We start from the raw sequence: 2961 nt of genomic DNA on the forward strand, positions 1-2961 counted from the left end.
TTCTGGCGGAGCCGTCTACTCGATGCTTGTTGCACAACTCAAATATACAAATACTTGCATAAAAACGATATAATTTGTAAATTTATTCATGCAAGGAAAGAAAAATTTTACTCCACAATTATTTGTTTCGGTTAATTTGTTGGATTTGGTTCCAGCGGATAATTTTTATAGAAAATTGTTAACCGAACTCGATTTAAGTTTCATTTATAAAGCTACTAAAAAGTATTATGGTAAAGAAGGACAAGAGAGTATTGATCCTGTTGTATTCTTCAAGATTTTGTTGGTAGGTTATTTGAATAACATCAACTCGGATAGGCAATTAATCGCTTTTTGTAGCGATAGTTTATCGATACGTTTGTTTTTAGGTTATGATGTTCATGAGCAATTGCCATGGCACAGTACCATCAGCCGAACTCGAAGTCTGTATGGCGAAGAAGTATTTTTGAGTTTGTTCAAAGAAGTCTTAAAAATGTGCGTAAATAAAGGCATGGTTCGAGGCAAACGTCAAGCAGTGGACAGTGTTTTTATTAAAGCCAATGCGAGTATGGATAGTTTGGTGGAGAAAGAAGTTTTGGAGGATGCTAGTGCTTTTGTAAACGAATTAGAAGAAAACAGCGAATTTAAAACTACCAGTACCAGAAAGAAATTGGTAGAACAACACCATGCTTGGAAAGAAGAAGCCTATAAAGGAATGCCTAACGCTACAGGAAAAGACAAAGTAGATGAATTTGGGAACATCATCCGACCAAAATATGTATCCAATCATACACATTATTCTCCTACAGATAGCGATGCTAGAGTGAGTGTAAAACCAGGTAAAGCGCGACAATTAAATTATTTTGGACAAATTGCTGTAGACGATGCTCATCATGTCATTACAGGAGCCTGTTCTGATTTTGCCGACAAACGCGATAGTCAGTGTTTAGAACAAATTGTAGAGCTTACAGAGGAAAACCTAAACGAAAATGATATTGAATTAGAAGAACTTTTAGCCGATGGTGGTTACAGTAGCGGCGAAGCTTTAGCGTATCTACATCAAAAAAACATCAACGCCTACATTCCTAATTTCGGTCAATACAAACCCGAGCGAGAAGGTTTTACCTTCAACAAAGAAGAAAATTATTACCAATGTACAAAACCCGAAGGCAACCAAGCTAAACTACTGTTCAAAGGCGAAAAAACAGATAGTAAAGGCTACACCAAACGAACCTATAGAAGCAGTGAATCCGATTGCAAGCATTGTCCGCTAAGAGAACAATGTTGTGGCAAAAGCACCAAGTTTAAAAAAATCGACGATAGTATTCACAAAGAACATTATGACCGCATGCATCAAAAACTCACACAAAACGAGAAATATGCCAAGAAAATGTCGAGAATACGAAGTAAAACGGTAGAACCTGTGATTGGAACCTTGGTCAACTTTACCAATATGAAGCGAGTCAACACAAGAGGTATCAAAAACACAAACAAACACGTATTAATGGCAAGTTTAACCTACAACTTGAAGAAATACTTGCGCTTTACCATCAAAAAACCAAGTGTTTTAGCCCAAGTTATTGCCTTAAAACAGGGGAAGTGCTTTACTTTTGTAAAATCAGTCTTTGAAGACTTCAAAAACTCGATTGTAAGCTATTCCGATTTTAGAATTTTGTACTTCAACTAAAAAACAAACCTCGCTTAAATGTCCCGAAAATTCGAGATAAACGAGGTCGGAATTTTATTTTTTTTGAAATTTTATTTAAAAAATGGTAGTTGTGCAACAGTTACCTGTGTTGGCAGAAGATTTAATTCTTTATCAGTTTTTCTGTAAATTTTTCTCCTTTTTCTGTTTCTATTTGAATAATATAATTTCCACTTGTTAAATTTTCAATATTTATTAGTTCGTTAAATTTTGATTTTCCACTTTTTACAATTCTACCAATTAAATCTATAATACTATAATCATAGTTTTCTGTTAAATTTTGTTTGTGTTGTATTGTAATGTAATTGTTTGATGGATTAGGATAAACCATTAAATGCCCATTAATAAAGATATTTGAATTTGTATTTAAAAAAGTTGTTTGATTGTTACAACTTGCCATATCATAAAAAGCATTATTTTGAAATGTAATAGGAATTCCTAAAGTAGCATTTATTCCATTGTATAATATTGGTAAAATAGAGTTCGAAAAACTGAAAGAGCCTTCTCCAAATCCTAGATACAAATTATCATTTATAAAAAATGCCCCGTAACAATGAATTGGGTTAAATGAAATAGGCAATGAAAACAGTAATCCAGATTGATTATAAACTTTAAGGGAAGAAATTGTACCATTTGACATGCTAGTAAAAGTCCAAGCTCTACCGTAAGAATCTACTGCAATATCAGCAACTGCATAAACCTCACTACCTATTAAATGTTCAACTAATGTGATATTAGTTCCATCAAAATAATATAAATCTTTTGTACTAAAACCATCGGCTTTAAAAAAATATTGATTTTCTAGAAAACCTCCATTATTAAGTAATGGAATAGAAGTTGAAATAGTTACCCATCCTAAATTAGTGTCATATTTTAAAATTCCTGTTGATGGGTAATTTGAAGAAAAAAAAGTTAATGAACTTCCATCACTACAAAAAGCAAGGCTACTACCATTACAACTCTGAACAGTTGAACCTCCATTTATTTGATTTGCAATAAGGTTCCATTGTTGGATATTGCCAGAATTATTTATTGTCCAAAATACTGAGCCACAATCATAAGTTAAATTATCAAATGATTGAGTCGCTATACTTCTAATTTTAGTTTCATTTAATAAGTAAATAGGGTTTCCAGTTAAAACATCAATCTCTTTAAAAGTTAATTCTTGTGCAAAGTTATAATTAAAAATTAAAAAAGAAATTATAAAGTATCGTATCATATTTATTTATTTTGAGTGTTTTCAAAATTTTCTACCAACTTGTTTATATACTCCTTACGCC

2 protein-coding genes are annotated in these 2961 nt (G+C 32.2%); one reads left to right on the forward strand and one right to left on the reverse strand.

Features of this window, described 5'->3' with window-relative positions; translation table 11 throughout:
- Positions 1–88 precede the first annotated feature (88 nt).
- Positions 89–1663, forward strand: coding sequence for an IS1182 family transposase (locus B4I81_RS03810; protein ID WP_291107795.1), 1575 nt, complete (start codon positions 89–91; stop codon positions 1661–1663).
- A gap of 121 nt (positions 1664–1784) precedes the next feature.
- Here B4I81_RS03810 and B4I81_RS03815 read toward each other — a convergent pair whose 3' ends face one another.
- Positions 1785–2900, reverse strand: coding sequence for a T9SS type A sorting domain-containing protein (locus B4I81_RS03815; RefSeq protein WP_291107798.1), 1116 nt, complete (start codon positions 2898–2900; stop codon positions 1785–1787).
- Between the last annotated feature and the right edge of the window lie 61 nt (positions 2901–2961).

Origin of the sequence: Flavobacterium sp. UBA6195 (assembly GCF_002422095.1) — a bacterium.
Classification (GTDB): Bacteria; Bacteroidota; Bacteroidia; order Flavobacteriales; family Flavobacteriaceae; genus Flavobacterium.

Excerpts from the sequence above, each read along its gene's own strand:
- B4I81_RS03810 (WP_291107795.1), top strand. The coding sequence starts at position 89 with ATGCAAGGAAAGAAAAATTTTACTCCACAATTATTTGTTTCGGTTAAT.
- B4I81_RS03815 (WP_291107798.1), bottom strand. The coding sequence starts at position 2,900 with ATGATACGATACTTTATAATTTCTTTTTTAATTTTTAATTATAACTTT.